This is a genomic window from Gordonia desulfuricans NBRC 100010, assembly GCF_001485495.1.
Lineage (GTDB): Bacteria > Actinomycetota > Actinomycetes > Mycobacteriales > Mycobacteriaceae > Gordonia > Gordonia desulfuricans.
In genome coordinates this window covers 18,475-42,879 of sequence record NZ_BCNF01000051.1, presented here as the reverse complement: position 1 = coordinate 42,879, position 24,405 = coordinate 18,475, and the positions used below count along the sequence as shown (strand labels likewise).

24 protein-coding genes are annotated in these 24,405 nt (G+C 70.6%); 13 read left to right on the top strand and 11 right to left on the bottom strand.

Annotated features, from left to right (window positions below):
- Nucleotides 1–2: 2 nt before the first annotated feature.
- Both GD1_RS09155 and GD1_RS09150 read right to left on the bottom strand, forming a co-directional pair.
- On the bottom strand, nt 3–251 hold the full coding sequence (locus tag GD1_RS09155; protein ID WP_059036782.1) for an acyl-CoA carboxylase subunit epsilon: 249 nt from the start codon (nt 249–251) through the stop codon (nt 3–5).
- Complete coding sequence (locus GD1_RS09150) at nt 248–1,876, bottom strand: acyl-CoA carboxylase subunit beta (RefSeq protein WP_059036781.1); 1,629 nt, start codon at nt 1,874–1,876, stop codon at nt 248–250. The genes GD1_RS09155 and GD1_RS09150 overlap by 4 nt, the downstream gene beginning before the upstream one ends.
- A 139-nt stretch (nt 1,877–2,015) precedes the next feature.
- Between GD1_RS09150 and GD1_RS09145 the strand changes: the two genes are divergently transcribed.
- The gene (locus tag GD1_RS09145) at nt 2,016–2,837 is read left to right on the top strand and encodes a biotin--[acetyl-CoA-carboxylase] ligase (RefSeq protein ID WP_053778011.1); all 822 of its coding nucleotides are present in this window, start codon (nt 2,016–2,018) and stop codon (nt 2,835–2,837) included.
- Nucleotides 2,838–2,901: 64 nt separating this feature from the next.
- Here the strand turns inward: GD1_RS09145 and GD1_RS09140 are convergent, their stop codons facing one another.
- Nucleotides 2,902–3,561: a hypothetical protein gene (locus GD1_RS09140; protein ID WP_053778010.1), complete on the bottom strand. Its 660-nt coding sequence runs from the start codon at nt 3,559–3,561 to the stop codon at nt 2,902–2,904.
- 112 nt (nt 3,562–3,673) lie between these two features.
- Here GD1_RS09140 and GD1_RS09135 point away from each other — a divergent pair, with 112 nt between their 5' ends.
- From GD1_RS09135 to GD1_RS09125, 3 genes are read left to right on the top strand one after another with little or no spacing between them, the layout of a single operon-like run.
- On the top strand, nt 3,674–4,312 hold the full coding sequence (locus tag GD1_RS09135) for a PH domain-containing protein (protein ID WP_083533994.1): 639 nt from the start codon (nt 3,674–3,676) through the stop codon (nt 4,310–4,312).
- A gap of 22 nt (nt 4,313–4,334) precedes the next feature.
- Nucleotides 4,335–5,012: a response regulator transcription factor gene (locus GD1_RS09130; protein ID WP_053778031.1), complete on the top strand. Its 678-nt coding sequence runs from the start codon at nt 4,335–4,337 to the stop codon at nt 5,010–5,012.
- A 26-nt stretch (nt 5,013–5,038) separates the two neighbouring features.
- The gene (locus GD1_RS09125) at nt 5,039–6,385 is read left to right on the top strand and encodes a sensor histidine kinase (protein ID WP_059036780.1); all 1,347 of its coding nucleotides are present in this window, start codon (nt 5,039–5,041) and stop codon (nt 6,383–6,385) included.
- On the opposite strand, the gene GD1_RS09120 is transcribed toward GD1_RS09125, so the two are convergent.
- A complete protein-coding gene (locus GD1_RS09120) occupies nt 6,357–6,917 on the bottom strand; it encodes a GtrA family protein (protein ID WP_217997888.1) in 561 nt (186 codons plus the stop codon). The genes GD1_RS09125 and GD1_RS09120 overlap by 29 nt on opposite strands.
- Nucleotides 6,918–6,996: 79 nt before the next feature.
- Between GD1_RS09120 and GD1_RS09115 the strand changes: the two genes are divergently transcribed.
- Nucleotides 6,997–8,277 carry a 5-(carboxyamino)imidazole ribonucleotide synthase gene (locus tag GD1_RS09115; RefSeq protein WP_083533992.1) on the top strand — a complete coding sequence of 427 codons (1,281 nt, stop codon included), beginning with the start codon at nt 6,997–6,999 and terminating at the stop codon, nt 8,275–8,277.
- Nucleotides 8,277–8,846 (top strand): 5-(carboxyamino)imidazole ribonucleotide mutase, encoded by a 570-nt coding sequence (gene purE, locus GD1_RS09110; protein WP_274381598.1) that lies wholly within the window; start codon nt 8,277–8,279, stop codon nt 8,844–8,846. Before GD1_RS09115 ends, purE begins: the two co-directional genes overlap by 1 nt.
- A 76-nt stretch (nt 8,847–8,922) precedes the next feature.
- On the opposite strand, the gene GD1_RS09105 is transcribed toward purE, so the two are convergent.
- The 4 genes from GD1_RS09105 to GD1_RS25750 form a co-directional block, all read right to left on the bottom strand.
- On the bottom strand, nt 8,923–9,750 hold the full coding sequence (locus GD1_RS09105; protein WP_059036779.1) for a dienelactone hydrolase family protein: 828 nt from the start codon (nt 9,748–9,750) through the stop codon (nt 8,923–8,925).
- On the bottom strand, nt 9,747–10,151 hold the full coding sequence (locus GD1_RS09100; protein WP_053778027.1) for a nitroreductase family deazaflavin-dependent oxidoreductase: 405 nt from the start codon (nt 10,149–10,151) through the stop codon (nt 9,747–9,749). The genes GD1_RS09105 and GD1_RS09100 overlap by 4 nt, the downstream gene beginning before the upstream one ends.
- Nucleotides 10,152–10,426: 275 nt before the next feature.
- A complete protein-coding gene (locus GD1_RS09090; RefSeq protein WP_053778008.1) occupies nt 10,427–11,149 on the bottom strand; it encodes a TIGR03089 family protein in 723 nt (240 codons plus the stop codon).
- Nucleotides 11,149–12,585 (bottom strand): LCP family protein, encoded by a 1,437-nt coding sequence (locus tag GD1_RS25750; protein WP_059036794.1) that lies wholly within the window; start codon nt 12,583–12,585, stop codon nt 11,149–11,151. The genes GD1_RS09090 and GD1_RS25750 overlap by 1 nt, the downstream gene beginning before the upstream one ends.
- 1,358 nt (nt 12,586–13,943) lie before the next feature.
- On the opposite strand from GD1_RS25750, the gene rfbD reads away from it, so the two are divergent.
- From rfbD to manB, 3 genes are all read left to right on the top strand, one after another.
- Nucleotides 13,944–15,050: a dTDP-4-dehydrorhamnose reductase gene (gene rfbD / locus GD1_RS09080; RefSeq protein WP_083533990.1), complete on the top strand. Its 1,107-nt coding sequence runs from the start codon at nt 13,944–13,946 to the stop codon at nt 15,048–15,050.
- Between the two features lie 42 nt (nt 15,051–15,092).
- Nucleotides 15,093–15,965, top strand: coding sequence for a glycosyltransferase family 2 protein (locus GD1_RS09075; protein WP_083533989.1), 873 nt, complete (start codon nt 15,093–15,095; stop codon nt 15,963–15,965).
- A 103-nt stretch (nt 15,966–16,068) separates the two neighbouring features.
- On the top strand, nt 16,069–17,139 hold the full coding sequence (manB, locus tag GD1_RS09070; protein WP_238403910.1) for a mannose-1-phosphate guanylyltransferase: 1,071 nt from the start codon (nt 16,069–16,071) through the stop codon (nt 17,137–17,139).
- 196 nt (nt 17,140–17,335) lie between these two features.
- On the opposite strand, the gene GD1_RS09065 is transcribed toward manB, so the two are convergent.
- The gene (locus GD1_RS09065; protein WP_059036776.1) at nt 17,336–18,001 is read right to left on the bottom strand and encodes an O-methyltransferase; all 666 of its coding nucleotides are present in this window, start codon (nt 17,999–18,001) and stop codon (nt 17,336–17,338) included.
- A gap of 249 nt (nt 18,002–18,250) precedes the next feature.
- Here GD1_RS09065 and sigE point away from each other — a divergent pair, with 249 nt between their 5' ends.
- The 4 genes from sigE (at nt 18,251) to tatB (ending at nt 21,810) form a co-directional block, all read left to right on the top strand.
- Complete coding sequence (sigE, locus tag GD1_RS09060; protein ID WP_020793416.1) at nt 18,251–18,856, top strand: RNA polymerase sigma factor SigE; 606 nt, start codon at nt 18,251–18,253, stop codon at nt 18,854–18,856.
- Between the two features lie 233 nt (nt 18,857–19,089).
- Nucleotides 19,090–19,635, top strand: coding sequence for a hypothetical protein (locus GD1_RS25190; protein WP_053778006.1), 546 nt, complete (start codon nt 19,090–19,092; stop codon nt 19,633–19,635).
- A 195-nt stretch (nt 19,636–19,830) separates the two neighbouring features.
- Nucleotides 19,831–21,279: a S1C family serine protease gene (locus tag GD1_RS09050; RefSeq protein WP_059036792.1), complete on the top strand. Its 1,449-nt coding sequence runs from the start codon at nt 19,831–19,833 to the stop codon at nt 21,277–21,279.
- A 15-nt stretch (nt 21,280–21,294) separates the two neighbouring features.
- On the top strand, nt 21,295–21,810 hold the full coding sequence (tatB, locus tag GD1_RS09045) for a Sec-independent protein translocase protein TatB (RefSeq protein WP_059036775.1): 516 nt from the start codon (nt 21,295–21,297) through the stop codon (nt 21,808–21,810).
- Between the two features lie 157 nt (nt 21,811–21,967).
- Here the strand turns inward: tatB and GD1_RS09040 are convergent, their stop codons facing one another.
- Nucleotides 21,968–23,113: an Mrp/NBP35 family ATP-binding protein gene (locus tag GD1_RS09040; RefSeq protein ID WP_059036774.1), complete on the bottom strand. Its 1,146-nt coding sequence runs from the start codon at nt 23,111–23,113 to the stop codon at nt 21,968–21,970.
- A 76-nt stretch (nt 23,114–23,189) separates the two neighbouring features.
- Complete coding sequence (locus GD1_RS09035; protein ID WP_059036773.1) at nt 23,190–24,263, bottom strand: lytic transglycosylase domain-containing protein; 1,074 nt, start codon at nt 24,261–24,263, stop codon at nt 23,190–23,192.
- Nucleotides 24,264–24,405 lie beyond the last annotated feature (142 nt).

Genomic DNA, 24,405 nt, shown 5'->3' with positions numbered 1-24,405 from the left:
CGTCAGCGGCCGAGGTTGGTGAAGCCCAGCGGTGAACCCCACTGCGGGCGCAGCCGGTCCACCGGGCGGCCCCACTCGTTGCGGGGTTCGGTGTCGGCCGGGCCCGAGCCCGATCCGCCGGCCGCGGCGAGGACCGACACCAGCACGGCGACGTCCTCGGCGGTCGGGTTACCGCTCACCACACGCAGGAAGGGAGCCTTCTCGGCGGCGTTCTCCCCGGCGCTCACGCCGGTCGTCTCGTCGGCGCTCACAGCGGGATGTTCCCATGCTTCTTCGGGGGCATGGTCACCATCTTGCGCTCCAGCAGCCGCAGCGCGGTGGCGATCTGGCCGCGGGTGTGGCTCGGCGGGATCACCGCGTCGACGTAGCCACGCTCGGCGGCGACGTACGGGTTGACCAGGGTGTCCTCGTACTCCTGCTGGAGTTCCAGACGCAGCGCGTCGACGTCCTCACCGTTGGCCTCGGCCTCCTTGAGGCGGCCGCGGTAGACGAAGCCCACCGCACCGGAGGCGCCCATCACGGCGATCTGGGCGGTCGGCCAGGCCAGGTTGACGTCGGCACCCATGTGCTTGGAGCCCATCACGTCGTACGCGCCGCCGTAGGCCTTGCGGGTGATGACGGTGATCTTGCCGACGGTGGCCTCGCCGTAGGCGTAGAGCAGCTTGGCGCCGCGGCGGATGATGCCGTTGTACTCCTGGTCGGTGCCCGGCAGGAAGCCCGGGACGTCCACCAGGGTCACGATCGGCACGTTGAACGCATCACAGGTGCGCACGAAGCGTGCGGCCTTCTCCGAGGCGTCGATGTCGAGGCAGCCGGCGAACTGGGTCGGCTGGTTGGCGACGATGCCCACGCTGCGTCCGTCCACCCGGCCGAAGCCGACGATGATGTTGGTCGCACGCTCGGCCTGGACCTCGAGGAACTCCTCGTCGTCGACGATGCGGCGGATGACCTCGTGCATGTCGTACGGCTGGTTGGCCGAATCCGGGATCAGGGTGTCGAGCTCGAGATCTTCCTCGGTGAGGGTCTCCTCGATCGACCCCGCGGCCGGGGCGGCCACCGGCAGACGCGGCGGCTCGGCGCGGTTGTTGCTCGGCAGGTAGCCCAGCAGTTCCTTGACGTAGTCGAGGGCGTCCTGCTCGTCGGAGCCGACGTAGTGCGCCACACCCGACTTGGTCATGTGGGTCTGGGCGCCGCCCAGATCCTCCATGGTGACGTCCTCGCCGGTGACGGTCTTGATGACGTCGGGGCCGGTGACGAACATCTGGCTGGTCTGATCGACCATCACCACGAAGTCGGTGAGTGCGGGGGAGTACACGTGGCCGCCGGCGGCCGGACCCATGATCAGCGAGATCTGCGGGATCACGCCGGATGCACGGACATTGCGGTAGAAGATGTCGGCGTAGAGGCCGAGGGAGACCACACCCTCCTGGATGCGGGCACCGGCGCCCTCGTTGATCCCGATCAGCGGCCGGCCGGTCTTGATCGCCAGGTCCATGACCTTGACGATCTTCTCGCCGTAGACCTCGCCGAGGCTGCCACCGAAGACGGTGACGTCCTGCGAGAAGACACACACCTCGCGGCCGTCGATGGTGCCGTAGCCGGTCACCACGCCGTCGCCGAGCGGGCGACGGTCGGCGAGCCCGAAGTTGATGCTGCGATGGCGGGCGAGGGCGTCGAGCTCGACGAACGAACCCTCGTCGAGCAGGTTCTCGATACGCTCGCGGGCGGTCATCTTGCCCTTGGCGTGGACCTTCTCCACCGCGGCCTCGCCGACCGGGTGTTTCACTTCCTCGAGTCGCTGGCGCAGATCGGCGAGTTTTCCGGCCGTCGTGTGGATATTCGGCGCGGCGCCGGAGTCGGACGAAGCAGTGGTCATGGAATCCGATGCTAGCCAGAGGAGTGTGACCCCCGTCAACCCGCCCCAACGTGAGATTTCACTCATGTTCCCGAGCGATCGGTCGGGGAAGTGGGATACCGCGTCCGAAGCAGGTCAGCGCCCCGTAGGGTGACTGGTCATGACCGATCTCACCTCCGGCGACCCCTCGGATCTGCGCTCCGGCATCGACCGTCTCGGCGACCGGCTGGCCGGCACGATCTGGCAGCGGGTGGAAGTGGTGGACTCGACCGGTTCGACCAACGCCGACCTCGTGGCGCGGGCATCGGAGCCCGACATCGTCGGCACCGCCCGCATCACCACCGACCAGACCGCCGGTCGAGGCAGGCACTCGCGGGTGTGGGAGGCCCCGGCCGGTGCGCAGCTGGCCATCTCGGCGGTGCTGCCGGTCCGCGGGCACACCGACACCCTGGGCTGGCTGTCGCTGGCCACCGGGCTCGCCGTGGCCACCGCGATCGAGGAGACCACCGGCCTGCGGGCGATGCTGAAGTGGCCCAACGACGTGCTGATCGGGGACAAGAAGGTGTCGGGGATCCTCGCCGAGTACGTTGCGGCGACCGACTCGGTGCCCGGCGGGATCGCGGTGGTCGGAACAGGTTTCAACACCGACATGACCGCCGATCAGCTACCCGTGCCGACGGCGACGAGCCTGCGCATCGAACTCGGTGAACCGGTGGACGCCGCCGCGCTGGCCGTCGACTACCTGCGGGCCCTCGGCGGCCTGGGATGGCCGGACGATCTCGCGACCATCACCCGCCGCTACCGCGACCGCTGCGACACCCTCGGCCGTCGCGTGCGGCTGATCCTGCCGGGTGACGACGTGCGGGTGGGGACGGCCGTCGACGTCGACCCAGACGGACGGATCGTGGTCCGCACCGACAGCGGGGAACAGGTCAGCGCCACCGCCGCCGACGTCGTACACCTGCGGCCCGAGGACGACTGAGCGCCCGCGCAGGCGCCGGCCCGCCGGGAGCAGCCGTCCCCGGAGTACTCGCCCCGGGGACGGATCAGCGGCCGCTGTTGACGCTCTTGTGTCCCATCGCGGGCACCAGCGAGAAGATCGGCAGGCCGATCACCAGGTGCATGACCGCGGTACCGATGCCCACCGAGATCTGGCCGGAGGCGTAGGCGACGATCGGGATGATCACCGCCGCGGCGATCAGCAGTCCGACGATCCAGCGGAAGAACGCGTCGGGGGTGGGCGTGATGATCTGCAGCACGTACCACAGCGCACCGGCTGCGACGGCGCACAGGAAACCGGTGAGCGCGAACCAGATCTCGTCGTTGGCGACCGGGTTCCAGATGCCGAACCGGCCGCTCGCGTTGACCTGGTCGACGATGCTGCGGATGATCCACGCCACCAGCCAGGCGGCCAGTCCGGTGACCACACCGGTCATCACGATGCCGCCGACGAACATGCCGACGTTGATGTCCGGGCCGACGCGCTTGCGCGGCTGGGCCGCCGGTCGCGGCGGCTGCTGTTGCTGCGCGTACGGGTCCTGCCCGTAGGCGTTCGCCGGGTTCTGATAGGCGGGATCCTGATAGGCAGGATTCTGGTAGCCGGGGTCCTGGTAGGCCGGATCCTGCCGGCTGTACGCACGCGAGTCCGGTGCGTACCCGGGCTCATACTTCGACGTGCGCGGATCCCGGGGGTCGCGATAGGTCATGAGCGTCTCCTGAACCTCGTCGAGAAGAAAATATTCGGTCGTCAGTCTACCGACGGTGCCCCGTCCTCCCGACGCTCCGCGGTCGTGCCGACCCCGCGCCTATGCTGACCGCATGGCATATCCACGGGAGAACCTGGCGCCCGGTGAACGGATCGTGCTGCACCGGCATCCGCACTGGAAATGTCTGCTCGGACCGTTCCTGCTCTTCGTGCTCGTCAGCGCCGTCGCGGGCCTGCTGCTCGGTGTGGTGTCGTCGACCGGACTCACCTCGACGTCGGCGACGGTCGCCTACATCGCCATCGGGGTGCTGTGGGCGGCGGCGGCGATCTGGTTCTTCGTCCGCCCACTGGTGTCGTGGAAGACCACGCACTTCGTGCTGACCGACCGGCGCGTCATCTTCCGCAACGGCATCCTCACACGGTCGGGGATCGACATCCCGATCGGCCGGATCAACACCGTCGAGTTCCGTCACGGTCTGGTCGACCGGATGCTGCGGACCGGGACCCTGATGATCGAGTCGGCCTCCGACGAGCCGCTCGAGTTCGCCGACATCCCCCAGGTCGAGAAGGTGCACGCGCTGCTCTACCACGAGGTGCTCGACATCGTGGACAGAGGAGATGTGGGCAGGGGAGATGTGGGCAGGGGAGATGTGGGCCGGGGTGATGACCGGTGGGATGATCGTCGGGATCACCGCGACGACGACGCCGACCCGGATGCCGACCACGCCCGTGACCGCCGGACCCGCCGATGACCCGCCGGGAGAGGACTGCCCTGTGACCGATGTTCTGCTCGCCGAGGACGACACCGCGATCGCCGAACCGCTGGCCCGCGCCCTGTCCCGGGAGGGATACGGCTGTGAGGTGGTCGGCACCGGCACCGAGGCCCTCGAACGCGCCGTCGACGGTGGTTTCGAGCTGGTGATCCTCGATCTCGGACTGCCGGAGATGGACGGGCTCGAGGTCTGCCGGCGCGTGCGCGCCCGCCGCCCCGAACTGGCCGTTCTGATGCTCACCGCCCGCACCGACGAGGTGGACTTCGTCGTCGGCCTCGACGCCGGTGCCGACGACTACGTCGGCAAACCGTTCCGGCTGGCCGAGCTGCTGGCCCGGGTGCGTGCGCTGCTGCGTCGCAGGCAGACCGCCGACGACGTGGTCCTCGAGGGCGGCGACATCCGGCTCGACGCCCGTGGCCGCCGGGTGCTGATCGACGGCCAGGACCTGGTGCTGGCCAACCGGGAGTTCGACCTCCTGCGGTTCCTGATGGAACGCGCGGGTGAGGTGGTCAGCCGCGACGAGATCCTCACCGAGGTGTGGGGATCGGCCGACCTGCGGTCGTCGAAGACCCTGGACATGCACGTGTCGTGGCTGCGCCGCAAGATCGGCGACGACCGGCACGACCGGCCGCGGCACATCGTCACCGTGCGCGGAGTCGGGTTCCGGTTCGACCCGTGACCCGCGGCCGCTGACCGGCCACGTCCATGCGTCGCCGCATCCTCTACACCATGATCGCCATGCTGGTGGCGGTCGGCGCCCTGCTGGGCATCCCGTTGTCGGTGATCGCCTGGTGGTGGGTCGGCGACAACGCACACCAGACCCTCGACAGCCGCCTCAAGTCGATCTCCGATCAGCTCATCCGCACCGACGACGGGCATGACGCCGCGCTCGACCCCGCCCGGCTCGACACCGCCTCGGTGCTGGCCCTGATCCCGGACGGCGGCCGGCTGGTCCTCACCTACACCGAGAACAGCGGCCGCTCGTCGAGTCGCACCGTCGGCCCCGACATCGCCGGCCCGGCGATGACCGACAGCATCGGCCTCGGTGACGCCGGATCGCTGGTCCTGGAGATCCCGCTCGACGACGTCCGCAACGACCAGCTCGCCGCCGTCGGCATCGTGCTGCTGGTGGTGGCGTCGTCGCTGGCCGCCGGTACCGTCGCCGCGGCGGTCACCGCCGGCCGGATCGCCGACCCGCTGATCGACCTCGCCGACCGGGCCGCGGCGATGGCGCGCGGCGACTTCCGGTCGGAGTGGAAGACCTACGACATCACCGAACTCGACCGGGTGTCACGGGCGCTCGGCGACGCCAACACCGAGATCGCGCTGCGGCTGGAACGGGAGGGCGAGATCGTCGGCGACGTCTCACATCAGCTGCGCAGCCGGCTCACCGCCATCCAGCTGCGCCTCGACGAGCTGTCGTTGCACGACGATCCCGCCGTGGTCCACGAGGCCGAGGCCGGGCTCGCGCAGGTCGAACGCCTGGCCTCCGAACTCGACGAGATGGTCGCCGCGTCCCGCGACGATCCCGCCGAGCCGGTGCGCCTGGACGTCACCGAGCTGATCACCACGCTGGTCGGAGACTTCGAGAACGCCTTCGACGCACAGGGCCGACGGCTGCGCACCACCTACACCGGCCGGCCGGTGGCGCTGTCGGCCCACCCGGGCCGATTGCGGGAGGCGGTCAGCGTGCTGGTCGACAACGCCCTGCAGCACGGGGCCGGGGACTGCCGGATCGGCGTGGGGGCCCTGGCCGGCGACATGGTGCGGATCACCGTCGCCGACGACGGCGCGGGAGTACCCGACGACCTCGTGCAGGACATCTTCCGGCGGGGCTTCTCCGCCGGTGCGGGCAACGGCGTGGGGCTGTCGCTGGCGCGTGCACTCGTCGAGGCCGACGGTGGTCGCCTGGAACTGAGCCGGCGTCGGCCGCCGATCTTCTCGGTGGTGGTGCCGTCGGCGTCGGCGTCGGCGTCGGCGCCGGGATCGGGGCCGCCGGGACCGGGCTCGCCACGACCACACGTCAGGCGTGACCGAGTTCCTCATCGTTGAGTTCCTCGACACTCGGGTACAGATCGGTCGATCCGGCGTCACCGCCGCGCAGGTTCTCCTCCGGGAAGGCGAACTTGCGCAAGGCCCAGAACCGGAACGCCATCTGCAGCAGGTTGCCGATCAGGAATCCGAGGATGAAGTCGACGACGGCGAGTTCCAGCGAACCGAGATTGGAGCGCAGGTCGAAGACGTTGTTCGCCACCCACAGCGGCGCGGCCTGCAGCAACACGCCGATACCGCTGATGCCGAAGAACAGGAATGCCTCATGCGCGCGCTCACGGCCACCGCGGTTCTTGAACGCCCACTCGCGGTTGAGGATGTAGCTCAGGATGGTGGCGAGGACGCCGGAGATGATCTTCGCGACGACGGGTTTGCTCTGAAGCACGGTGAACGTCAGCGAGTAGAAGATCACCATGTCGAAGATGAACGTGGTGCCGCCCACCAAGGCGAACTTGATCAGTTCATGGTGCTTCATCACCAGCCGCTGGACCGGCTCCGGTAGCCGGGCTACGGTCTCATCGATGAATGGCACAAGACACGAGTGTAGGACCCCGACCGGGTGGTAACTTCACCGCGGTCGGTCATGCGCCCGACATGCCGGGCATGCCACGATGGATCGCGTGACTTCGCCTGACGGCGCGCCCGGCGCCGACCCCCGCATCCCCGCACCCCCGCACGACCGGTCCGGCGGCGCGGCCATGCCGACCGTCACCATGATCGGTGGCGGGCAGCTCGCCCGGATGACACATCAGGCGTCGATCGCTCTGGGGCAGTGTCTGCGGGTACTCGCCGCCACCGCCGACGACCCGGCCGCCCAGGTGAGCGCCGACGTCGTACTCGGCTCACACGACGACATCGACGACCTGCGGGCCGCGGCCCGCGGATCGGTGGCCCTCACCTTCGATCACGAGGGTGTGCCGCTGCACCATCTGCAGACCCTGGAGGCCGAGGGCGTCTCGGTGCTCCCGCCGTCGACGGCCCTGCAGTTCGCCCAGGACAAGCGCGCCATGCGGCTGCGGCTGTCGGAGCTGGGACTGCCCGTACCCGACTACGCCGATCTCTCCGGCGACCTGGGGTTGGCCCGCGGCCGCCTGACCGAGTTCGGTGACCGGCACGACTGGTCGATCGTGCTCAAGGCGATCCGTGGCGGCTACGACGGACGCGGGGTGTGGATCGTCGACGACCGCGACGCCGCGATGGCGGTCTTCGACGAGCAGTTCGACACCGGGGTGGACCTGATCGCCGAACAGAAGGTGACGATGCGTCGCGAGCTGTCGGCGATGATCGGCCGCTCGCCGTTCGGGCAGGGTGCCGCGTGGCCGGTGGTGGAGACCATCCAGCGCAAGGGACAGTGCGCGGTGGTGCTCGCCCCGGCCCCCGGTCTGGACCCGGAGCTCGCCGCGCAGGCCCAGCAGATGGCACTGCGGCTGGCCGACGAACTCGGCGTCGTGGGTGTGATGGCGATGGAACTGTTCGAGACCGTCGACGGCGAACTGCTCGTCAACGAACTCGCGATGCGCCCCCACAACAGCGGGCACTGGACCATGGACGGTGCGGTCACCTCGCAGTTCGAACAGCACCTGCGTGCTGTGCTCGACTACCCCCTCGGCGACACCGCACCGCGTTCGGCGGTGACCGTGATGGCCAACATCCTCGGCGCCGACGAGGCCCCGCAGATGTCGATGGACGAGCGCCTGCACCACCTGATGGCGCGCATCCCGGAAGCCAAGGTGCACCTGTACGGCAAGGGGGAGCGGCCCGACCGCAAGATCGGGCATGTCAATATCGTCGGAGCCGGTGGCGACGACCTCGCCTCGGTCCGCGAACGTGCCGAACGTGCCGCGCACTGGATGTCCACGGCGGTGTGGACCGATGGATGGGAGGGGCACTGATGCCCGGGATCACTGACAGCACCGGAACCACGAGCGGCGACGACGCGGCCGGCGCCGCCGATCACGTCCTGAAGGCCCGCGTCGGGCTGATCATGGGCAGCGACTCCGACTGGCCGACGATGCAGCTCGCCGCCGAGGCACTCGCCGAGTTCGGCATCCCGTTCGAGGTGGGTGTGGTGTCGGCGCACCGCACGCCCCAGCGCATGCTCGACTATGCGACCGCGGCCGCCGAGAACGGCATCGAGGTGATCATCGCCGGTGCCGGCGGTGCCGCGCACCTGCCCGGTATGGTCGCCGCCGCCACCCCGCTGCCGGTGATCGGTGTGCCCGTTCCGCTGCGTCACCTGGACGGACTCGACTCGCTGCTGTCGATCGTGCAGATGCCGGCCGGTGTCCCGGTCGCGACCGTGTCGGTCGGCGGGGCACGCAACGCCGGCCTGCTGGCGGTGCGCATCCTCGGTGCCGCCGATCCCGCACTGCGCGCCCGCATGGAGAGCTTCCAGCGTGGCCTCGAGCAGATGGTGCTCGAGAAGGATGCCGCCCTGCGGGCGAAGCTGCTGGGCGACTGAGACACCCGGCCGGTCCTGTGCGGGCCGCTCCGGTATGCAGGCCGGTCAGGTCTGGGTGGTCGGGTCGGCAGGCCGGTCAGGTCGGCGGGGCGGTGATCTCCAGGCGGCGACGCAGGAAGTCGAGGACCTGATCGAGGGCCACCCGGGTGGGCTGGCCGGGCTCGTCCACGAGGTCGGCGGTCAGCGTCGAATGTGGTTTGGGCAGTGGCGAATCCGGGTTGGCGGTGGCGTCGGGCAACTCGATGCCGATGAAGGCGTCGCCGAGCAGTTCCTCGAGTTTGTGGAACCGCGGGGCCGGTGACATGAGGTCGCCCTCGAACCGCAGGCCCATCACCTGGAGTCCCTTGGCGCAGCGGGCCTGGACCGCGGCGAGGTCGTCGGCACCGATGTCGATCGACCGGCGATGCCTGCCGGTGACGGCGAACGGCAGGGAGGGCTGTGCCAGTACCGGCGCCAGGAGCCGGTCGTCGGCGGCCATGGCCAGGGCGAACCCGCCGGTGAAACACATGCCGACCGCGCCGACGCCGGGTCCGCCGCAGCGTTCGTGCTCGTCGGCGGCCAGCGCCCGCAGCCACCGGGTGACCGGCGACGACCTGCCCAGTGCCAGGATCGAGAACTCGCGGCTGATGCACGCCCGTGCCATCGTGGTCACCGTCGACACCGCGGCACCCACCGGGTTGCCGCCGTAGACGTCCTTGCCGTCGGTGCCGAAGAGTGAGGGCATCACCGCGGTGGCGCCGAGATCGGCGACGCGACGCGCGAAATCGGCGACCGCCGGGGTGATCCCCGGCATCTCGGCGATCACGATCACCGCCGGTCCGGAACCCTTGCGGTACACCCGCCGGGTGACGCCCAGGTGGGTGGCGTCCTCGGCGGTGAAGTCGTCGAGCCGGTCGTCGCTCATGCGCTGGTGCCCCCGGCCGGCGTGTCGTCGGCGTCGACGAGGGTGCCCATCAGCGCCCACTCGAACGGTCGCCCGGCGATGCGGGCACCGAAGGGGAGATCGGGCGAGTCGGCGGGGATGATCCGCGGCCGCACCAGGCGCTGGTGACGTCCCCGGCGCGTGATCCCGCAGCCGCCCGCGGCCAGCACATTCCGTACCCAATCGGTGTCCCGGCCGTAGGCCAGCACGATCCCGAGCCGGTCGTCGTCGGTCCACGCGAGCACCGGGCAGTGATACGGCGTCCCGGACCGGCGGCCGGTGTGTTCGACGACGGCCCACGGCGCGAGATACGGGGCCCACAGACCCTGGACCCGGTTGGCCACGTATCTGTTCGACCTGGCGAGTGCGGCAGGCAGTTTCATGGTCCCCACTCTGCCTGATCCCGCGGTGCGGCGCGCCCGATCCCACGGTGCGGTGCGCCCGATCCCACGGTGCGGTGCGCCCGATCACCACGGTGCGGTGCGCCCGATCCCACGGTGCGGTGCGCCCGATCCCACGGTGCGGTGCGCCCGATCACCACGGTGCGGTGCGCCCGATCCCACGGTGCGGTGCGCCCGATCACCACGGTGCGGTGCGCCCGATCCCACGGTGCGGTGCGCCCGATCACGCAGTGCGGCGCGCCGCGTCGGTGAGAAAGTCAGTCCGGCAGCAGGACCGCGCGCTCGGTCTCGGCCCGGCGATCCTGCGGACCCGACGGGTGCGCCACCCACACCAGCCCGGTACCGGTCGCCAGCGGCCCGAGGAGGTCGGCGACGATCCCGGCGGCCGACCGCCACTCGCGCGTCGACAGCACCCGGCCACCGGGCTCGAGTCCGGCGGTCTGTGCCGCCGACCGGGCCTGCGTCAGAACCGTCTCTCCCGCAACACCGTTGAGTGCCGGGCCGCCGTAGCGTGGGCCACGCATCTGGTCGCCGTGCACCCGCACCCGCGACCCGAAATCGGAGACCCCGGGCGGAAGTCCCTTGACCGGCAATGCAAAGGGATCGAGTGGGGCCACCAGCAGTTCCTCGGCGTCCGGGTGGGCGTCGATGCCCTCGGCGGAGGTGAACACCGCGATCGGGGAGTCCGGGAGCCCACCGTCACCCGGTACGTGCACATGGGCACCGGCCCACCACGCCCCGAGGAGGATGCCCGCGGTCTGCCAGTGTTCCGGCAGATCCACCACGACGTCGTCGCCGGGCGCCGAACCGAGCTCGGCGACAAGGAAATTGGCGGTCTTGGCGGCCCAGTTGCCCAGGGTGGCCCAACTGAGTTCGGTGCGTTCATCGGTGGCGTCGTCGTAGAACGTGAGCGCCGGTCGGGTGTGGTCGTCCACGGCGTCGAACACCGCGGCGGTGAGGGTCTTCTCGGAAGTCGTCATCAGTTCACACAGGTCGGACCGTCGGAGTTGGCGGTGATCGCCGCCCGGTTGGCGGCGGCCGGGGTACTGGCCTGGTCCGAGGTGTCGGGGGAGCTCGCACCCACGTCCGACACCGAGCCGGTCCCATCGTAGGTGTTGGTCAGCACGGCGCGGATCCGGTGCTCGGGCATCGACGGGTCGGCACGTACGGTCAGTCCGCCGAGATCCTTGGCGAGCAGCCGGGCACCCGGGTCGTCGGCGTCGTGCGCATAGACCACCGAGTCGCGATCGTTGGTGGGCGTCGACGAGGTGGCGCCCGCCTGATAACCCTTCGCGGTGAGGATGCCGGAGACGTTGGCCGCCAGGCCGTCCACGGTGCCGGCGTTGACCACGTCGACGGTGTACTCGCTGCGGCCGGTGTTCCGGGACGGGTCGAGCAGATTGGACGTGAACGTCTTCACCTGTGCCGGGTCGACGGTCACCACGCTCTGCTGGCCGTCCTCGCTCCATCCGTGGTCGTCGAGCACCGGGATGGTGGCGAACTTGACCCGGCCGCCGCTGAGGTCCTTGAGCTGTTCGACGAAGGTGAGGACGTCCCAGTCGTCGTCGATGATCACCGAGCGTGACACCGCGCTCTGCAGTTCGTTCAGCTTGCCCGGGTCGGTGAGGGTGCCCGCCGACAGGATCTTCTGGGTCAGCGAGGCCATGTACACCTGCTGGCGGGTGATGCGGTCGAGGTCGCCGCGCGGCAGCTCGTGACGCTGGCGGACGAAACTCAGTGCCTGCGAACCGTTCAGCGTCTGGCGTCCCGCCTTGAACCGGGCCCCCGACATGGGTTCGCGGACCGGGTTCTTCAGGCACACGTCCACACCGCCGACGGCGTTGGTGAGCAGCACGAAGCCGAGCAGGCCGACCTCGGCGTAGTGATCCACCTCGACGCCGGTCAGTGCGGCGACGGTGTCGATGAGGGCCTTGCGTCCGGCCTCGGTTCCCTCCCGCTCGGCGTCGGCCTCGTCGGTGCCCGATTCGACGGCCTTGCGCCGCACCGATTCCCGGGTGGCGCCGTAGGCGGCGTTGATCTTGGTCTTGCCGATTCCCGGCACGTCGACATAGGAGTCGCGGGGGATGGAGATGGCCGTTGCCGACGATCCGTCGTTGGGGACGCGGATCAGCAGGATGGTGTCGGTGTTGGTGGCGACCTCGTCACCGGCCTTCAGCATCTTCAGTTCTTGCGGGGTCAGCGGGTTGCCCTTGGCGTCGCTGCGCGAATCGGTACCGACGAGCAGGATGTCGACGGCGCCGTCGCTGCCGTTGCCCAGGCCGAGTCCGGCCAGGCGTGTGATGTCGGAGTCGAGGTTGTCCACCGAACGCCATACGTAGCCGGTGCCCAGCAGCACCGCCACCGACACCAGGGCGACGAGTCCGCGGCCGATCCAGCTGCCGGACACCCCGGTCATACGTCCCCGTCGCCGTGGCGGTGGGGAATCGGTCCCGGACTCGGTGTCGGGGTCGACGGTGGCGGGTGCGGCGGCGGCAACCGCCCTGGTGTCTGATGCACGGGTGTCCGATGCCCGGGCTTCTGGTGCCCGGGTGTCTCGCCGACGGGTGCGGACGCGGCGCTTCTCGCCGGTCGTGTCCCGGGTGGTGGTGGCCCTGTCGGGGGTGTTCCGGTCTGGGGTGTTCCGGTCCGGGATGTTCTGGTCGGGGGTGGCCCGGTGGGGGCGCCGCCGGGACGACGACCGTTGCCCTGCCGGACGCTGTGCCGTCAGGTCCCGGTCTTCCCGATCCCGGCCTTCCCTGTCCCGCTCCGAGGTGCCGGGTGCGGGGGCCCGTCGGTTCGGGGCGGCCTTGCGTGTCGCGGGGTCGGCGGGGGGACGTTTCCGGCCCGAGCGGGGGGTGTCGGAGGTCTGGTCGGCCGGGCGACGGCGGACCGGCCGCTCACCCGGTGTGCGGTCACCTGATGTGCGCTCGCCGGGGTTTCGCTCGCCGGGGGTTCGCTCGCCGGGGGTTCGCTCGGCGGCTGGGCGCTGACGGGGTGCGCGGGGACGGTCCGACGCCTCGGCACTGCGGGTGTGGATCTCGCCGGAGGAGCGTTGCCGCGGTCCACGCCGGGGTGCCTCGCCGCCGCCGGTATCGTCGGGGCCCGGAGCCGGACGCCGCCGCGGCGAGTCGTCGCGGGGCGGTACCGACTCGGGGCGGGCACGCCGCCGTGGGGGCGGGCCATCGGCGCGCATCTCGGCCCGTGCCTGTCCATGGGAGTCGTGGCCGGACTGCCGGGAACGCGGTGCATCCGGGGAGTCCGGGCGTGCGTGGCGCGACCGGGCGTCATCGCCGGTCGGCCGCCGGCGTGCGCCGTCGGGGCGGGGTTCCACGTCACCACTCGGCCGGTTCGGCCGTCGGCGCGCGCCGTCGGGGCGGGACTCCACGTGTGGTCTTCCTTCTCCGTCGTCTCGGCGGCGTCCGTCCGGACCTCGGCTACTGGGACCTCGGCTACTGGGACCTCTGTGACTCGAGTGCTGGACGTGCCTGATGTGGTTTGCAGTCGCAAGGCTACTGAATCTGTTGGTGAACTCGGGGGCGCAACGCCGGGCGGGCGTCGAGTGATCGGTCACGAACCGGTGGCGCAACCCCTCGAAACCGACTATCCGGAACCGGGTCCGGAGACGGCGAACCGTCGGGTACGGCGACATGGCAGACACCCCCCGCGTGGGGCACGATGGCGGCCATGGCACACACGGACAGCGCACCGGGGGATACGGGCACGTCGGGGGATACGGGGATGTCGGGGGATACGGGGATGTCGGGGGATACGGGGATGTCGGGGGATACGGGCACGTCGGGGAACGCGGGGACCGAGGAGGCGACCACCGCCGGCGGGCATGCGGGCCCCGGTGCGGTCTGGATCGTCGGCGCCGCCGGTCAGCTCGGTACCGCGCTCACCCGCCGCGCCCCGCGCGGGATCGGCGTACACGGACTGACCTCGGCCGACATCGACGTCACCGACGCCGCCTCGGTGCGCGCCGCACTCGCCGGACTCTCCGCCGGTGACGTGGTGATCAACGCCTCCGCCTACACCGCGGTGGACAAGGCGGAGGAAGAACCGGAACGGGCCGCGGCGGTCAACACCGACGGACCCGCCCACCTGGCCGCCGTCGCCGAGGCCGCCGGGGCGTGGCTGATCCACGTCTCCACCGACTACGTCTTCGACGGCCCGGCCGCCGGCTCCGCCGGGAACGGGGTCGCGCCCCGCGTCACCCCCTATGAACCCGCCGACAGCGACTCCGTCACCACATCGCCCACCGTCTACGGCGCCACCAAACTCGCCGGCGAACGGGCCGCCGTCGCCGCCGCACCGTCGACCGCCGTGGTGCGCACCGCCTGGGTGTACACCGGCGGCCCCGACAGCCCCGACTTCGTGGGCACCATGCGCCGCCTCGAGGCCGCCCGCGACACCATCACCGTGGTCGACGACCAGACCGGCTCGCCGACCTATGCGGTCGACCTCGCCGACGGCCTGTGGGAACTGGCCCGCCGCGGCCCGCGCGCAGGTTCGCCGACCGGTGCCGGGGAGATCCTGCACGCCACCAACGCCGGGGCGCTCACCTGGTGGGAGGTGGCCCAGGCGGTGTTCGCCGAGGTCGGCGCCGACCCGGACCGCGTACGGCCCTGCACCACCGACGAGTTCCCGCGCCCCGCCCCGCGGCCGGCGTACTCGGTCCTGTCCCCGGCGTCCTGGGTGGCCGCAGGCCTCACCCCGCTGCGCGACTGGCGCCAGGCCCTGCACGCCGCGGTCTCGGAGTCGTCGGTCTCGGGGTCGCAAGTCCCGGAGTCGCCGGCATCCGACACCCCCGAATCCGAATCCGAGGTGACCGAGGACACGTCCGTGATCGACGACACCCTGGTCTCCGGCGACGCGCAATGACGAGCCGTGGGTGGCCGGTGTCCGGTTGGCTAGGCTGACCCGGTGACTTCGAAGCTGGCCGTGGTGACGGTGACCTATTGGTCCGGTGACCACCTGCGCACCTTCCTCGAGAGCCTGGTGCACGCCACGTCGTCGGTGCCGCCGGTGATCATCGCCGACAACGGCTCCGGTGACGGCGCCCCCGAGGCCGCCGACCGCGAGCACGACAACGTCACGCTGGTCCACACCGGCGGCAACCTCGGCTACGGTGGCGCGATCAACCGGGCGGTCCGCGAACTCGACGACGACGTGGAGTTCATCGTGATCGCCAACCCCGACGTCGAGTGGTCGCCCGGCGCGATCGACGAGCTGGTCGCCGCGGCCGCCCGCTGGCCGCGTGCCGGCTCGCTGGGCCCGCTGATCCGCGAACCCGACGGCTCGGTCTACCCGTCGGCACGCCGCGTCCCCGACCTGGTGTCCGGTACCGGACACGCCCTGCTCGGGACGGTGTGGAAGTCCAATCCGTGGTCGGCGGCCTACCGCGCCGACGACGTCGCACCCAGTGAACGTCCGGTCGGCTGGCTGTCCGGCTCGTGCCTGCTGGTGCGCCGCGAGGCCTTCGACGCGATCAACGGATTCGACGACCGCTATTTCATGTACATGGAGGACGTCGACCTCGGCGACCGCCTCGGCCGGGCCGGCTGGCTCAACGTCTACATCCCGGGTGCCGAGGTCACCCACGCCAAGGGTCACACCGCCGACAAGCGGCCCGAGACCATGCTCCCGGCGCATCATCGCAGCGCCTACCGGTTCCAGGCCGACCGCAACCCGGGGGTGCTGCGTGCCCCGATCCGGCTGGCCCTGCGGGTCGGCCTCGCCATCCGGTGCCGCCTCGCGGTGCGCGCCGCCAGACACTCCGCTGCGGCCGACGCCTGAACCGGCCACAATTCGACCAGTACCTCATCCATAAGGAGAGACCATGACGTTCTTCTCGGTGGGCAGCCACGGGCAACCCGCGGCCGATGTTCCCGACATCGACATGTCCGATGTGCAGGCGGTGGTCCTGGTGGGCGGTAAGGGCACCCGGCTGCGCCCGCTCACCCTCTCGGCACCCAAGCCGATGCTCCCGACCGCGGGTCTGCCGTTCCTGACCCATCTGCTCTCCCGGATCGGGGCGTCGGGCATCAAGGACGTGGTGCTCGGCACCTCGTTCAAGGCCCACGTGTTCTCCGAGTACTACGGCGACGGGTCCAAGCTCGACCTCAACATGCGTTATGTCACCGAGGAGGAGCCCCTGGGCACCGGTGGCGGCATCCGCAACGTCCTCGACGAGCTCACCGCGTCGACCATCGTCGTGTTCAACGGTGACGTCCTGGGCGGGACCGATGTGCGCAATGTGGTCGCCACCCACCGCGACACCGGCGCCGATGTCACCCTGCATCTGGTGCGGGTGAGTGATCCGCGGGCCTTCGGTTCGGTACCCACCGACGAGAACGGCCGCGTCACCGCCTTCCTGGAGAAGACCCAGGACCCGCCGACCGACCAGATCAACGCCGGAACCTATGTGTTCGACCGTTCGGTGATCGAGGAGATCCCGGCCGGTCGCGAGGTGTCGGTGGAGCGCGAGGTGTTCCCGCGGCTGCTGGCCGAGGGCCGTCATGTGCAGGCCTACGTCGACCAGGCCTACTGGCGCGACATGGGCACCCCCGAGGACTTCGTGCGCGGTTCGGCCGACCTCGTCCGCGGGATCGCGCCGTCGCCCGCACTCGGTGACCGGCACGGTGAGTCGCTGGTGCACGAGGGAGCCGGTATCGCCCCGGGCGCGGTGCTGATCGGCGGCACCGTCGTCGGTCGCGGCGCCGAGATCGGTCCGCGGGCACGTCTGGACGGTGCGGTGATCTTCGACGGCGCGGTGATCGAGGCGGGGGCCGTGGTGGAACGGTCCATCGTCGGTTCGGGTGCCCGGATCGGTCCGCGCGCACTCATCCGCGACACGGTCATCGGCGACGGTGCCGAGGTGGGCGCCCGCTGCGAGCTGCTGCGCGGCGCACGCGTGTGGCCTGGCGTCCAGATCCCCGACGGCGGACTGCGTTTCTCCACCGACGTCTGATCCCCGACGTCTGAGCCCCGTCATCTGAGCCCCGTCACCGGCCCGGGTCCTTCTCCCGGGCCGGGCGTGTCCGACATCTGCCCACGGCCCCGGTACCGCCGGTCCGTGGGCGGGTTCGTCTCTGCGGGTTCGTCCCTGGACCGTGGACGGCCTTCGGCGTGCCCCACGACACCGCGGGGGAGTTCCCGGATGCGGGTCAGCGGGCCTTGGCGGCCGCGAGCACCCCGGTCCCGAGCGGGATCACCACCGGCAGCAGCCGGTCGTCGTCGGCGACGAGCAGCGCCGCATCCCGGGCCGCGGTGGTGACCGGGTCGGCGCGCGACGGATCGGCCACCGCGCCGGAGGCGGCCGCGTGGTGGATCACCAGGACGCCGCCGGCCCGCAGCATCCGGATGCCCTCGGCGACGAAGGCCGGCATGTCCAGGCGCGGACCGTCGATGAAGACGATGTCGTAGGACTCGTCGGACAGCCGCGGCAGCACCTCGTGCGGGGTGCCGTTGATGAGGCGGGTGCGGCCGGGGGCGATGTCGGCGCCGGAGAACGACAGCCGGGCCGCACGGTGGTGTTCGGGTTCGGGGTCGATCGTGGTGAGCACACCGTCGGCGGCCATGCCGGCCAGCAGCCACAGGCCGCTCACGCCGGTGCCGGTACCGATCTCGGCGACGGCGCGCGCATGGGTCGACCGGGCCAGCAGGGCCAGCAGCGCACCGACGGCGGGGGAGACCGGGTCGGTGCCGAGCTCGGCGGCGCGGTCACGCGCCGCGAGCAGTGCGTCGTCCTCGACGATGGCGGACTCGGCGTAGTCGATCAGTGCGGTGCGGGGATCTGCCGTGCCGGGGTCTGTCGGCCGTTCGTCGGTCATCCAATGAGGTTATGCCGATACCCGTCTGCGCCGGTGACCGGCACGCCCGCGAGTCGGCGCCGGGTTCCTCAGACAAAGCTCAGGTGTCTCATACGGCGACCACACGGCGATACGGAAGGGTAAACGCCGATGAGGTCCGCAGAGTCGGAATTCCGCAGAGTCGGAATATCGACGACGCGGATGAGGTTCGACATACTGAACGCGAGCCAGCGTGATGACGGGTTGCGAGGAAGGAACCGGCCACCGACGATGACAGAGCTCGAGGCGTCCACCGAGACGGTCCCCACCGGTACGGCGGGATTCGACGCCACCGGAAACGAGATGTTCATGCCCTCCTGGGATGAACTGGTTCGTGAGCATGCCGATCGTGTGTACCGGCTCGCGTACCGCCTGTCGGGCAATCAGCACGACGCCGAGGATCTCACCCAGGAGACCTTCATCCGCGTGTTCCGCTCGTTGTCGAACTACCGCCCGGGAACGTTCGAGGGGTGGCTGCACCGCATCACCACCAACCTGTTCCTCGACATGGTGCGCCGCCGCAACAAGATCCGCATGGAGGCGTTGCCCGAGGAGTACGACCGGGTCCCCGGCGACACCCCCGACCCCGAGCAGCTCTACGCCGATGCGAACCTCGACGCCGACCTGCAGGCCGCACTCGACTCGCTGAGTCCGGAGTTCCGTGCCGCAGTGGTCCTGTGTGACATCGAGGGTCTGTCCTACGAGGAGATCGCCACCACCCTCGGGGTCAAGCTCGGAACGGTGCGTAGCCGCATCCACCGCGGCCGGCAGACCATCCGTGACCATCTCCAGGCGAACGGTCACACCGACCGGCGCTCGGTCGCGATCGGTCGCTGACCCCACGACCTCCCGGCCCGTTTCCCGACCGGATGCATCCGCGAGGTCGACGGCCGGAGATGGGAACCCCAGGGCGCGGTCGGTCGTTGAGGGTGTCGGATAGGCTGAAGCGTCGACCACGACGACGCGGAACACGCGTACCGTGGTCGCAGCGATGTCGCCGGTAGGGTCCAGGCCCGCATGGCGCGCACGCGAGAGCACCGGTACGTGTCGAAAGGGGTGAAGGCGAAACGATGATGGACGGCCCACGACGGCAACCCGATGCCGGTGACATGACCGACCACCCGGAGTCCGCGGAGAGCATGCGCCGCCGTCGATCGGTGTGGAACGCCTCCTCCTGGACTCCCGCACGATCCTCCTTCGCGCCGATCCGGCGGCCCGCCGGACCCGGTGATCGCCGGTTCGCCCCCACCGAACACCTCGCCCCGGAGGCGGTCGCCGCCTTCGTCGACGGCGAGCTCGGCATGACCGCGCACATGCGGGCCACCCACCATCTCGCCCTGTGCCCCGAGTGTGTCGCAGCGGTCGACGCCCAGACGGCCGCGCGTGCCCGCCTGCGCTCGTCGGGCACCGTCTCCATCCCGACCGGTCTGCTCGGCCAGCTCAGCCAGATCCCGACCCGTGAGTTCGACATGCGCGATCAGGCAGCGCACGACATGCACGACCAGGCCGCCCACGGCCGGGCGGGCGAGGGGCGTCGAGCCGACGGCCCCACCGACCTCCCCGGCACACCGCCGCCGGTCACCCGCGGGCGGATGAATCGGTGGCGGGGCCGCTGAGACGTGGATTTCGAGCGCACGGCACAGCCGCCGACCACTCCCTCGACCCCTGCGCCCGACGGCGCCGACGACGTGACGGCCGAACACCCGAACCGTTCGGGTCAGCCGGGTACCCCGGGACACCGGGCGACCCCCGCCGACACCGCGTCCGAGCGGCCCACCGTCGAACACCGCACCGCCTCGGCGGCTCCCGCGGTGACGCCGGCCGTGACGGCTCCGGCACCCGGCGGTCGTCACGCACCGGTGTCGCCCGGCACCGCACAGGTCTTCGGCCGTCCCTCCGGGGTCGCCGGATCGTTCGCGCCGGCGGGCCGCCGCACCGACTCCCCGCAGCCGCAGGTCGCCGCTCCCGATCCGGTACTCGCCGAGGCATTCGGCCGTCCCGAGGGCAGCGACGAGTCCCTGCAGCGTGATCCGCTCGCCACCTTCGGCGAGACCGACGAGCCCGAACCTCCCGCCGACCCGTGGCGCGATCCGGAGAGCATGGCCTCGCTGAGCAGACCCGCCATGTCCGCCGAGACCGTCGCGCCCACCACCCCCGGCCCCAAGCTCGGGGTCCGCGACGTCCTGTTCGGCCGCCGCATCGCCTGGCACGCGCTGGCCACCCTCGTGGTGATCGCCCTGCTGATCGGTGTGGTCGGCGGCCTGATGGGCCGGTTCACCGCGGAGGTCGCCGCGCCGCTCAACAGCGACACCGTCGAACTGTCCACCGCGGACAAGAACGACGACACCACCGCACGCTCATCGGTCGCGCGGGTCGCCCAGGCCGTCGAACGATCGGTCGTCGCGATCGACGTCCGCACGAGCAGCGCCTATGCCACCGGGTCGGGGTTCGTGATCGACCGTGAGGGCTACATCCTCACCAACAACCACGTCATCTCCATGGCCGCGAACGACCGCAACGTAAAACTCGAGGTGGTCTTCTTCGACCGCAACCGGGTGACCGCACGGATCGCCGGACGCGACCCGCGCACCGACCTCGCGGTACTGAAGGTCGACAACGTCGCCAACCTGACCGTGGCGAACCTCGGCAACTCCGACGACCTGCAGATCGGCGAGGAGGTCATCGCCTTCGGTTCGCCGCTGGGTCTCGACCGCACCGTCACCAGCGGCATCGTCAGCGCGCTCAATCGTGCGGTGCCGCTGCGGCCCGATTCCGAGTCCGACACCGACGCGGTGATCGACGCCATCCAGACCGACGCCGCGATCAACCCCGGCAACTCCGGTGGCCCCCTGGTCGACAACGACGCCAAGGTGGTCGGGATCAACACCGCGGGCCTGGTGCCCGGCGGCGGATCGATCGGCCTCGGGTTCGCCATCCCGATCGACCAGGCCGTGCCGATCGCCCAGGCGCTGATCAAGGACGGCAAGGTCAACCACCCCCAGATCGGCGTCAACGCCAGCTCGGTCCGCAACGACCGCGTGCTGGGCGCGCAGATCCGCAACGTCGTCGACGGCGGACCGGGGGCCAAGGCCGGGCTTCGCGAGAACGATGTGATCACCTCGTTCGGCGGACGGCCCATCGAGAGTGCCGACGAATTGACGGTGGCGGTGCGGACCGCGAAGATCGGTGAGCCGGTCAAGTTCACCTATTGGCGGGACGGTCGCACCTTCGACGGCACGATCACCCCGGCCAGCGACTGAGTCAGGAAGCGCGCAATGTTCAGCAGTATCGGCTGGGGCGAGATCGTCGTGCTGATCGCAGCCGGGCTCATCATCCTCGGGCCCGAACGACTGCCCGGCGCGATCAGCTGGACCATGCAGTCGATCCGCAAGGTGCGCGACTACGCCACCGGAGCGAGCGACCAGCTGAAGAACGAGCTGGGTCCGGAGTTCGACGACCTGCGCAAACCGCTGTCGGACCTCAACGAGCTGCGCGGCATGACACCCAAGGCGCTGGTCACCAAACATCTGCTCAACGGTGACGACTCGGTGCTCAACACCTTCACCGACGCCGCGTCGTCGTTGAAGTCGGCCACCGAGATCCCGCCGGTCAAGCCGGTGTCGTCCCCGGTTCCCACCCCGCCGGAGCCCGCCGGACCGTCCCTGACGAAGACCTCCGGCCCCGCCTCGACCCCCGGTGCCGACCCGTCGGCGCGGTCACAGCCGGCCGCCGACCCGGCGCACACCCCGGCGAAGGGCAACCACGACATCACCGACTGGGACGCGACCTGAATCGGTCGGGTGATCGTCCGCGGCGATCCGGCGTGATCGCGGTGAGCGGGCGTGATGGTGATGGGCGTGCGCGTCGAAGACTGCACCGGGCGACAACCGCCGCCGCTGTCTGACGGCGGTATCCCGGTGGCGCCGGGTCAGTTGTGGCGTGTCCGGGTCAGTTGTGGCGTGTGGTGTCGATGCCCAGACTCATGCCGGCCAGTCCACGACGCCGCACCGCGAGCTTGTCGGCGATCGCCCGCAATGCCGAACCCGACGCCGACTCCGGTGCCGACAGCACGACCGGCTGCCCGGCGTCGCCGCCCTCCCGCAGCGCGGTCTCGAGCGGGACCTGACCGAGCAGGTCGACGTTCGCGCCGACCATACGGGTGAGGCGATCGGCGACGGTCTGGCCGCCACCGGACCCGAACGGCTCCATCCGGGTGCCGTCGGGCAGTTCCATCCACGACATGTTCTCGACCACGCCGAGGATCTTCTGGCGGGTCTGCAGGGCGATCGCACCGGCCCGTTCGGCCACCTCGGCGGCCGCCTGCTGCGGGGTGGTGACCACCAGGATCTCCGCACCCGGGATCAGCTGTGCGATGGAGATGGCGACGTCACCGGTGCCCGGCGGCAGATCGAGCAGCAGCACGTCGAGGTCGCCCCAGTAGACATCGGCGAGGAACTGCTGCAGCGCGCGGTGCAGCATCGGTCCACGCCAGGTGACCGGCGTGTTCCCGCTGGTGAACTGGCCGATCGAGATGAACTTCACCCCGTGCGAGATGGGCGGCATGATCATCTTCTCGACCTGCGTCGGCTTGGCGTCGCTGCCCAGCATGCGCGGGACCGAATGGCCGTAGATGTCGGCGTCGAGTACGCCCACCGACAGGCCGCGCTCGGCGAGGGCACACGCCAGGTTCACCGTCACCGACGACTTGCCCACACCGCCCTTGCCGGAGGCGACGGCGTACACGCGGGTGAGCGAACCGGGCTGGGCGAACGGGATCACCGGCTCGGCGGAATCGCCGCGTAGCTTCTTGCGGAGCTCGGACCGCTGGGCGTCGTCCATCACGTCGAGGTCCACGCGCACGGTGCCGACACCGGGGACGTCGGCGACGGCGCGCTCGACCCGCCCGCTGATCTCGGTGCGCATCGGACAACCGGAGGTGGTCAGATACACCGTCACGTCGACACTCGCGTCGTCGTTGACGGCGATCGACTTCACCATGCCCAGGTCGGTGATGGGCTTGCCGATCTCGGGGTCCGACACCTTCGACAGGGCTGCGCGGACCGCGGATTCGCTGGGGGTCACTCCGGTAGTCATCTCCACCAGCCTAGCCGCCGGTCACGACGACCCCGATCCGCGGTCGGCGCACCGGTCACCGGGACGGCACAGCCGGTCACCGGGCCGGTGTGGTGGTCGGTGTGGTCCGCTTGGGCGACGGTGTCGGTGCAGGTGCGGGCTGGCCGGGCACGGTGATCCCCGGCGGCAGGCAGACCGGACCGAAGCACTGCTGGGTCGGGGTGCTCGGACTCGGCGACCCGGGTACCGACGGCGCCGACGACGGGCCGCTGGGCCGCGACGACGACGGCCGCGACGGGCTCTTCGACGTCGACGTCGAGGCACGCTTCGGTTCGGGGATCGGGTTGGTCGGCATCGCACCGGTGGCATAGGCCGCCGCCCACGACAGCACGTTGCGGGCGTACTCGAGTGAATGGTTGTACCGCATCACCGCGGACACCTTGTGGTCGTCGCTCATGATGTCGGTGACCCCGGCGCACAGGTAGCGGCCCGCGGAGTAGGTGGCGTCGAAGATGTTGTTCGGGTCGGCCTTGCCGTCACCGTTGGCATCGGTGCCCCATGCCTTCCAGGTGCTGGGGATGAACTGCATCGGCCCCATCGCGCGGTCGTGGTTCGGGTCGCCGTCGACGGCACCGCCGTCGGTGTCGCGGATCACCTCGTTACCGGCCAGCGTTCCGTCCAGGACCGGCCCGGCGATCGGGTTGATGGTGGTGCCGAACTGGTCCACCGATCCGTTGCTCGCGTGATTGGACTCGATCCGGCCGATCCCGGCGAGCAGGAACCAGGGGAGTTTGCATGCCGGTGACTCGGCGGCCACCCGGTTCGCGGCCAGCTTGTAGGCCTGCAGCACCACACCGGGGATGCCGAGCGGCCCGGTCGGCAGATCGGCGGCCAGGCGTAGCTGCGGGGTGGCCGCGGCCGCGGCGGGCCGAGCGGCCGGCGGGGCGAATCCGAGCAGGGCCACCGGCGCGGCGACGGCCACATCGGCCACCGAGTGCGGGGTGTCGTCGGCGGCGATGGGCACCACCGACTCGTGGGCGCTGGAGGTGGCGGCACCGAGCACCATCGCGGCGACCAGGGCGCTGCCGGCACCGACGGTGACCACGCGCCGCGACACCGGACCGTTGCGGCGCGGGCCGCGGGAACGGCGGAACAACCGGGGCGCCCTCATCGGCCGGCTCGATTCGTGGACATCGAAACACCCTGTGCTGCAATGGTTGTCAGTGTTGCGCCGCCAAGAACTTCGATTATTGCGGCACTGTCGGGCACCGCACGAACCACGCGCGCCGCAACATCCCCTGGCGCTGCACACA

Coding starts and splice junctions, on each gene's coding strand:
- GD1_RS09150 (WP_059036781.1), bottom strand. CDS start 1,876: ATGACCACTGCTTCGTCCGACTCCGGCGCCGCGCCGAATATCCACACG.
- GD1_RS09145 (WP_053778011.1), top strand. CDS start 2,016: ATGACCGATCTCACCTCCGGCGACCCCTCGGATCTGCGCTCCGGCATC.
- GD1_RS09140 (WP_053778010.1), bottom strand. CDS start 3,561: ATGACCTATCGCGACCCCCGGGATCCGCGCACGTCGAAGTATGAGCCC.
- GD1_RS09135 (WP_083533994.1), top strand. CDS start 3,674: ATGGCATATCCACGGGAGAACCTGGCGCCCGGTGAACGGATCGTGCTG.
- GD1_RS09125 (WP_059036780.1), top strand. CDS start 5,039: ATGCGTCGCCGCATCCTCTACACCATGATCGCCATGCTGGTGGCGGTC.
- GD1_RS09115 (WP_083533992.1), top strand. CDS start 6,997: ATGGATCGCGTGACTTCGCCTGACGGCGCGCCCGGCGCCGACCCCCGC.
- purE (WP_274381598.1), top strand. CDS start 8,277: ATGCCCGGGATCACTGACAGCACCGGAACCACGAGCGGCGACGACGCG.
- GD1_RS09105 (WP_059036779.1), bottom strand. CDS start 9,750: ATGAGCGACGACCGGCTCGACGACTTCACCGCCGAGGACGCCACCCAC.
- GD1_RS09100 (WP_053778027.1), bottom strand. CDS start 10,151: ATGAAACTGCCTGCCGCACTCGCCAGGTCGAACAGATACGTGGCCAAC.
- GD1_RS09090 (WP_053778008.1), bottom strand. CDS start 11,149: ATGACGACTTCCGAGAAGACCCTCACCGCCGCGGTGTTCGACGCCGTG.
- GD1_RS25750 (WP_059036794.1), bottom strand. CDS start 12,585: ATGACCGGGGTGTCCGGCAGCTGGATCGGCCGCGGACTCGTCGCCCTG.
- rfbD (WP_083533990.1), top strand. CDS start 13,944: ATGTCGGGGGATACGGGCACGTCGGGGAACGCGGGGACCGAGGAGGCG.
- manB (WP_238403910.1), top strand. CDS start 16,069: ATGTCCGATGTGCAGGCGGTGGTCCTGGTGGGCGGTAAGGGCACCCGG.
- GD1_RS09065 (WP_059036776.1), bottom strand. CDS start 18,001: ATGACCGACGAACGGCCGACAGACCCCGGCACGGCAGATCCCCGCACC.
- sigE (WP_020793416.1), top strand. CDS start 18,251: ATGACAGAGCTCGAGGCGTCCACCGAGACGGTCCCCACCGGTACGGCG.
- GD1_RS25190 (WP_053778006.1), top strand. CDS start 19,090: ATGATGGACGGCCCACGACGGCAACCCGATGCCGGTGACATGACCGAC.
- tatB (WP_059036775.1), top strand. CDS start 21,295: ATGTTCAGCAGTATCGGCTGGGGCGAGATCGTCGTGCTGATCGCAGCC.
- GD1_RS09040 (WP_059036774.1), bottom strand. CDS start 23,113: ATGACTACCGGAGTGACCCCCAGCGAATCCGCGGTCCGCGCAGCCCTG.
- GD1_RS09035 (WP_059036773.1), bottom strand. CDS start 24,263: ATGAGGGCGCCCCGGTTGTTCCGCCGTTCCCGCGGCCCGCGCCGCAAC.